Origin of the sequence: Pseudomonas fluorescens, assembly GCF_902497875.1 — a bacterium.
GTDB classification, from domain to species: domain Bacteria; phylum Pseudomonadota; class Gammaproteobacteria; order Pseudomonadales; family Pseudomonadaceae; genus Aquipseudomonas; species Aquipseudomonas fluorescens_BR.
This window is the reverse complement of the sequence record NZ_CABVHY010000045.1, coordinates 38,463-46,136: the sequence shown is the minus strand read 5'-3', so window position 1 is coordinate 46,136 and position 7,674 is coordinate 38,463. Positions and strand designations below refer to the sequence as shown.

At 61.9% G+C, this 7,674-nt stretch carries 6 protein-coding genes; all 6 read left to right on the top strand.

Annotated features, from left to right (window positions below):
* Positions 1-327 (top strand): transcriptional regulator BetI (gene betI, locus F8N85_RS30740; protein ID WP_150807201.1); only part of this gene is annotated, 327 nt, incomplete at its 5' end.
* Positions 328-435: 108 nt separating this feature from the next.
* Positions 436-1,908 carry a betaine-aldehyde dehydrogenase gene (gene betB / locus F8N85_RS30735; protein WP_150807200.1) on the top strand — a complete coding sequence of 491 codons (1,473 nt, stop codon included), beginning with the start codon at positions 436-438 and terminating at the stop codon, positions 1,906-1,908.
* A 151-nt stretch (positions 1,909-2,059) separates the two neighbouring features.
* Positions 2,060-3,763 (top strand): choline dehydrogenase, encoded by a 1,704-nt coding sequence (betA, locus tag F8N85_RS30730; protein ID WP_150807199.1) that lies wholly within the window; start codon positions 2,060-2,062, stop codon positions 3,761-3,763.
* A 281-nt stretch (positions 3,764-4,044) separates the two neighbouring features.
* On the top strand, positions 4,045-4,740 hold the full coding sequence (locus F8N85_RS30725; RefSeq protein WP_150645414.1) for an RraA family protein: 696 nt from the start codon (positions 4,045-4,047) through the stop codon (positions 4,738-4,740).
* A 122-nt stretch (positions 4,741-4,862) separates the two neighbouring features.
* Complete coding sequence (locus F8N85_RS30720; RefSeq protein ID WP_150807198.1) at positions 4,863-6,305, top strand: TldD/PmbA family protein; 1,443 nt, start codon at positions 4,863-4,865, stop codon at positions 6,303-6,305.
* Positions 6,305-7,642: a TldD/PmbA family protein gene (locus tag F8N85_RS30715; protein ID WP_150807197.1), complete on the top strand. Its 1,338-nt coding sequence runs from the start codon at positions 6,305-6,307 to the stop codon at positions 7,640-7,642. Before F8N85_RS30720 ends, F8N85_RS30715 begins: the two co-directional genes overlap by 1 nt.
* The last annotated feature ends 32 nt before the right edge of the window (positions 7,643-7,674 follow it).

Genomic DNA, 7,674 nt, shown 5'->3' with positions numbered 1-7,674 from the left:
GTGATTATCGAAGGCAACTTCGACGCCAGCCAGGTCAATGGCCCGGCAATGAAAACCTGGCTGGCCTTCTGGGCCACCAGCATGCACCACCCGTCATTGCACAGGTTGCAGCGGATCAACGATCACCGCCTGTATTCCAACCTGTGCTGCCAGTTCCGCCGTGTGTTGCCGCTTGATCAAGCGCGCAGCGCCGCCCGTGGTCTGGCAGCCCTCATTGACGGCTTGTGGTTGCGCGGCGCGCTGTCGGGAGATGCTTTCGACACTGAGCAAGCGCACCAGATCGCTTACGAATACATGGATTTCCAACTGGCCAAGCAGGTGAGTTAGAGCACACATAACCGCTCAGCCCCTGAACCGCCACTGACCAGCGCTGCCCCAGCTGATACGGCACGCCCAGTGGTCAACGCCAACCACTTATGCACTTGCGAGGACACTATGGCCCGTTTCGAACTGCAAAAACTTTACATCGATGGCGGTTACTCCGACGCCAGCAGCGACGCCACCTTCGATGCCATCAACCCGGCTAACGGTGAAGTCCTCGCACAAGTGCAGCGTGCGTCCAAAGAAGACGTCGAGCGTGCGGTTGTCGCCGCCGAAAAGGGCCAGAAAATCTGGGCCGCCATGACTGCCATGGAGCGTTCGCGCATCCTGCGTCGTGCCGTTGACATCCTGCGCGAGCGCAACGATGAACTGGCGGCCCTGGAGACGCTGGACACTGGCAAGTCGTACTCCGAAACCCGTTACGTCGACATCGTCACCGGCGCTGACGTGCTCGAGTACTACGCAGGTCTGGTCCCGGCCATCGAAGGCGAGCAGATCCCGCTGCGCACCACTTCCTTCGTCTACACCCGTCGCGAGCCTCTGGGCGTTGTGGCCGGTATCGGCGCGTGGAACTACCCGATCCAGATCGCCCTGTGGAAATCCGCACCTGCCCTGGCGGCCGGTAACGCGATGATCTTCAAGCCAAGCGAAGTCACGTCCCTGACCACCCTGAAGCTGGCCGAGATCTACACCGAAGCCGGTTTGCCGGACGGCGTGTTCAACGTCCTGACCGGTAGCGGCCGTGAAGTCGGCACCTGGCTGACCGAGCACCCTCGCATCGAAAAAATCTCCTTCACCGGCGGCACCGACACCGGCAAGAAGGTCATGGCCAGCGCTTCGAGCTCCTCGCTCAAAGACGTGACCATGGAACTGGGCGGCAAGTCCCCACTGATCATCTTCGACGACGCCGACCTCGATCGCGCCGCCGACACCGCGATGATGGCCAACTTCTACAGCTCTGGTCAGGTCTGCACCAACGGCACTCGCGTATTCGTACCGAGCCACCTGAAAGCCGCTTTCGAAGCCAAGATCGTTGAGCGCGTAGCGCGCATCCGCATCGGCAACCCGCAAGACGAGAACACCAACTTCGGCCCGCTGGTCAGCTTCGCCCATATGGAAAGCGTGCTCGGCTACATCGCCAAAGGTAAGGAAGAAGGCGCTCGCCTGCTGTGCGGCGGTGATCGTCTGACCGACGGCGAATTCGCCAAAGGCGCATTCGTGGCACCGACCGTGTTCACCGACTGCACCGACGACATGACCATCGTTCGCGAAGAAATCTTTGGTCCGGTGATGAGCATCCTCAGCTATGAAACCGAAGAAGAAGTGATCCGTCGTGCCAACGACACCGACTTCGGCCTGGCCGCCGGTGTGGTCACCAAGGACCTGAACCGCGCTCACCGCGTGATTCACCAGCTGGAAGCCGGTATCTGCTGGATCAACGCCTGGGGCGAGTCCGACGCCAAGATGCCAGTCGGCGGCTACAAGCAGTCGGGCGTGGGCCGTGAGAACGGCATCAGCTCGCTGAACAACTTCACTCGCATCAAATCGGTACAGGTCGAGCTGGGCGATTACGCCTCGGTTTTCTAAGGCGGTATTTGTTTCGCCTGCGAGGCCGTCATCGCGAGCAGGCTCGCTCCCACAGGAAACCTCATTCCAATGTGGGAGCGAGCCTGCTCGCGATCGAGTGCGCAGCACTCGCCATGGCCTGACCTGACCCAACACAAAGAGGGTGCATTCAATGTCCCAAGAATTCGATTACATCATCATCGGGGCCGGTTCTGCCGGTAACACCCTGGCGACCCGTCTGACTGAAGACGAAGGCGTCACCGTACTGCTGCTCGAAGCAGGCGGCCCGGATTATCGCCTGGACTTCCGCACGCAAATGCCGGCCGCCTTGGCGTTCCCGCTGCAAGGCCGTCGCTACAACTGGGCGTATGAAACCGATCCGGAACCACACATGGACGGTCGCAAGATGGAATGCGGCCGCGGCAAAGGCCTGGGTGGTTCTTCGCTGATCAACGGCATGTGCTACATCCGCGGCAACGCCATGGACTACGACAACTGGTCGAAACTGCCAGGTCTGGAAGACTGGACTTACCTCGACTGCCTGCCGTATTTCCGCAAGGCTGAAACCCGTGACATCGGCCCGAACGACTACCACGGTAGCGACGGTCCGGTCAGCGTGACCACGCCGAAAGCCGGCAATAACCCGCTGTTCAGCGCCATGGTCGAAGCCGGCGTGCAAGCCGGTTACCCGCGTACCGACGACCTGAACGGCTACCAGCAGGAAGGTTTCGGTCCGATGGACCGTACTGTGACGCCCAACGGCCGTCGCGCCAGCACCGCTCGCGGCTACCTGGATATCGCCAAGAAGCGCTCGACCCTGACCATCGTCACCCACGCCCTGACCGACAAGATTCTGTTCGAAGGCAAGCGTGCGGTCGGTGTACGTTATCTGGTGGGCGACGCTGAAGAGCGTGTTGAAGCACGTGCCCGCAAGGAAGTGCTGCTGTGCTCCGGCGCTATCGCTTCGCCGCAGATCCTGCAACGCTCCGGCGTCGGCCCGGCCAAACTGCTGGAAAGCCTCGACATCCCGGTGGTCCACGACCTGCCGGGCGTCGGTGAAAACCTGCAAGACCACCTGGAACTGTACTTGCAATACGCTTGCACCCAGCCAGTCTCGCTATACCCGTCATTGCTGATGCACAACCAGCCGGCCATCGGTGCCGAGTGGCTGTTCAACGGCACAGGTATCGGTGCCAGCAACCAGTTCGAAGCCGGCGGTTTCATCCGCACTCGTCCGGAATTCGATTGGCCGAACATCCAGTATCACTTCCTGCCGGTGGCGATTAACTACAACGGCAGCAACGGCGTGAAAGAACACGGCTTCCAGGCGCACATGGGCTCCATGCGTTCGCCAAGCCGCGGGCGCATCCAGGCCAAGTCCAAGGACCCACGCCAGCACCCGAGCATCCTGTTCAACTACATGGCCACCGAGCAGGACTGGCAGGAATTTCGCGACGGTATCCGCCTGACTCGGGAAATCATGCAACAGCCGGCTCTCGACGCTTACCGTGGTCGTGAAATCAGCCCGGGCATTGACGTGCAAAGCGACGAGCAGCTGGACACGTTTATCCGCGAGCACGCCGAAACTGCATTCCACCCGTCCTGCTCGTGCAAGATGGGCACCGACGAGATGGCCGTGGTCGATGCCGAAGGTCGTGTGCATGGCATGCAAGCCCTGCGCGTGGTCGATGCCTCGATCATGCCGATCATCACCACCGGCAACCTGAACGCGCCGACGATCATGATCGCCGAGAAAATCGCCGACAAGATCCGTGGCCGTAAACCATTGCCACGCAGCACCGCCGACTACTACGTCGCAGGTGATGCGCCGGTACGCGGCAAGCCGCTGCGGGAAGTGAGCCGGACTGCGCAGTAACCGTTACACCGCGGCGCGGCCATCGCGAGCAAGCTCGCTCCCACACTTAATCTGCGTTGACCACACCATTGTGGTCCGCTGCAAATCTAATGTGGGCGAGCTTGCTCGCGATGGCTCTCTATCAAACGCCACATAACTTCCTGACTCACACCCCATAAACCCACCCCACACCGCTTCACCCTTGATCCCACCCCCTGTGCAGGCCTAATCTAGTGCCGCGCAATCGTTTCACCCCCGCCCCAATCGACAAGCCGCCACTAGACTGGCCACGAGGCTTTCTCATGTTTGATGTCGTATCTTCGAGCAAATGGCCCACCGGCTACATGATCAATCCCAACGCAGAACCCCTCGATCCAAAATGGCTCAAGGAATTCAGCAAGATCCCGGCCGCTGCCGTCAGCGACTGCCTGGGTCGCAATGTCGGCGGCCTGGGCCTCAAGGCCTTCCATGGCAACGCCCCGATGCTCGGCAGCGCACTGACCGTGCGTGTGCGCCCTGGCGACAACCTGATGATTCTCAAGGCCATGCAGATGGCCCGCCCCGGCGATGTGCTGGTGATCGACGGCAGCGCCGACCTGACCCGTGCCGTGTTCGGCGGCATCATGCGTGCCATGGCCCTCAAGGCCGGGATTGTCGGCGTAGTGATCAACGGCGCCCTGCGCGACCTCGACGAGTGGCTGACCGGTGAACTGCCGGCCTACGCCATCGGCGGCGTACACCGTGGCCCGAGCACCGATGGTGGCGGCGAAATCAACGTGCCGATTTCCTGCGCCGGGATGCTCGTTGCACCGGGCGACCTGATGATCGGTGACGGTGACGGCGTGGTCGCAGCTTCGCGCTCCGAGCTCCCGGAACTGCTGATTCGCTGCCACGACCTGCTGGCCCGCGAAAAAGCCACGCTGGCCGCGATCGAAGCCGGCACCCTGGACCCGGATCGTTTCGATGCGATTCTGCGGGCCAAGGGTTGCCCGGTTTAAGCAAAGGCAAAAAGCTTCGCGGGCAAGCCCACTCCCACATGTGATCGCATTTTTTCTGTGGGAGCGGGCTTGCCCGCGAAGAGGTCCTCAAGGCTGCCGCCACTCACAAGGAGGTTCTCCGAATGTTCGATTTCCACCCCCAGCTCAAGCAGCGCTTCGCTGCCTTGCGCACAGGCGCTGAATTCTTTTCGCTGCGCTATGTGCGCGAGTCGGGCCAGTACCTGTCGGTGCGCAAGAACGTTGCGGAGCCTCCCCACCTTGGCCGTGACGAAGGCGCGATGCTGACCGCTCGGGTCAATGGCGTCGAAGCCTACGCCGCGACCAACGACCTGTCCCAAACCGGCCTGCAAGCCGCCCTCGAACGGGCCGAACAGCAAGCCCGGTTGATTGCTGGCCACGCCCTGCTCGACCTGCGCCAACAACCGGTATCCAGCGAGCGCGCCGATTACCTTTCGCCGAACCTCGAACAGCCCTTCCCGTCCCTCGGCGACTGCTACCAATTGCTCGGCGACGAGTCCGCCGCCGTCCCCAAAGACGAGCGGCTGGTGAACTGGGAAGTCAGTATCGGCATCACCCACGTCGAGCAGATCTACCTCAACAGTGCGGGAGCCGAACTGCGTCAGGCCCAGCGTTTTGTCTATCCGAGTCTGGAGGTCACCGCCTATGACGGCAATGACAGCCAGACCCGCAGCCTGGGCCGCGAGAACTTCGGCCAGCAAGGTGGCTTTGACGTAGTCAGCCGCTGCGGGCTGGTGGGTGCCGGCCCCAAGGTCGCCGACCAGGCGCTGCAACTGCTGTTGGCGCCGAATACCCCGCAAGGCCCGCGCGACCTGCTGCTGATGCCGGACCAGATGATGTTGCAGATCCACGAGTCCATTGGCCATCCGCTGGAACTGGACCGGATTCTCGGCGACGAACGCAATTACGCCGGTACCAGTTTCGTCAAAGCCAACGACTTCGGCAGCCTGCAATACGGCTCGAAACTGCTCAATGTCACCTTCGACCCGACTATTCCCGAACAGCTCGCCAGCTACGCTCATGACGATGATGGCACGGCCGCGAGCAAACAATTCCTGATCCGCGAAGGGTTGCTACTGCGCCCATTGGGTGGCGCGCTGTCGCAATACCGTTCGGGCCTCGACGGCGTGGCCAACAGCCGCGCCTGCGGCTGGAACCGTCCGCCGATCGACCGCATGGCCAACCTGAACATCGAGCCGGGCGATCAGTCACTTGAGCAACTGATCGGCGGCATTGAGCACGGAGTGCTGATGTCGACCAACCGCTCCTGGTCGATCGACGATGCGCGCAACAAATTCCAGTTCGGCTGCGAATGGGGCCAGTTGATCGAAAACGGCGAACTCAAAGGGGTGGTGAAGAACCCCAACTACCGGGCAATTTCCGCGCAGTTCTGGCGCAATCTCAGCGCCGTCGGCGACGCCAGCACCTTCAAGGTCCTCGGCACGCCGAACTGCGGCAAGGGCGAACCGAATCAGGTGATCCGGGTCGGCCATGCTTCGCCGGCCTGTGTCTTCAGCAACGTTGATGTGTTTGGAGGAGATGCCTGATGAGTACTGCCATGAGTCAGGTGCAACAATTCCAGACGCTGGTCGATTGGCTGCGCAACAACCTGCGCGAGCCGGAACAGTTCACCCTCGGCTACGATGCCGAGTCCTCGGAATTCATCCGTTTCAACCATGCCAAGGTGCGCCAGGCCGGACATGTGCAGCAGGCGAGCCTGAGTTTCAAGCTGATCAACGACGGGCGTCACGCGGACCTAGGCATCACCCTGGCGGGCGAGCCGGAAGTCGATCGCCAACGCCTGGCCGAGGGTCTACAACAGCTGCGCGAAACCTTGCCACTGTTGCCGCAGGACCCGTATCTGCTGCTCAACCACACTGGTTGGAAGAGCAAGAATGTGCAGGACCACCCGCTGCCGGACACCGCGCACGTGGTCGCCGAAATCGCTCGCGCCGCTGACGGCCTCGATCTGGTCGGTTTTTATGCCGCCGGCCCCATCAGCCGGGGCTTTGCCAGTTCTGCCGGAGCGTTCGGCTGGCACCAGGCCAATAGTTTCAACTTCGATTTCAGCCTGTTTCACGCCAACGGTCAGGCAGTCAAAGCCAGCTACGCCGGGCATGACTGGAGCAGCGAGGGTTTTGCCAAACGCTTCGAGCAAGCTCGCGAGCAGCTGGAATACCTGAGCCGGCCACTGCGCACCCTGGCACCGGGACAATACCGCGCGTATCTCGCCCCGGCGGCCCTCGAGGAAATCATCGGCATGCTCTGCTGGGGTGGTTTCTCGGCGCAGTCGATTGCCAGCAAGAACAGTCCGCTGCAACGGCTGTACGGCGCTGAAAGCCAGTTCAGCCCGCTGCTGTCCCTCGATGAAAAGGTCACCGGTTCGTTGAGCCCGGCGTTCTCCAATGAAGGCTATCCGCGCAGCGACCTGACGCTGATCAACGCCGGCAAGGCCGACGCGCAGCTGGTCAATTCACGCAGCGCCGCGGAATACGGCCTCAGTGCCAACGGTGCCAGTGGCGGCGAATCGCCGAGTGCGCTGAACATGGCGGCGGGCTCGCTGGCACCGGAAGAGATTCTCAAGCAGCTGGGAACCGGCCTGTACATCAGCAACCTCTGGTACCTGAACTACTCGGACCAACCGGCCGCACGCCTGACCGGCATGACCCGTTTCGCCACCTTCTGGGTGGAAAACGGCGAAATCCAGGCCCCCGTCAGCACCATGCGTTTCGACGACAGCGCCTACAGCCTGCTCGGTTCGCAACTGGAGGCGCTGACCCGCGAGCGTGAACTGATTTTGTCGGCCAGCACCTACAGCCAACGACAAACCGCCTCGGCGCTGCTGCCGGGAGCGCTGGTCAGCCGACTCACCTTGACCCTGTGACACCGTGAAAGATCGCAGCCTGCGGCAGCTCC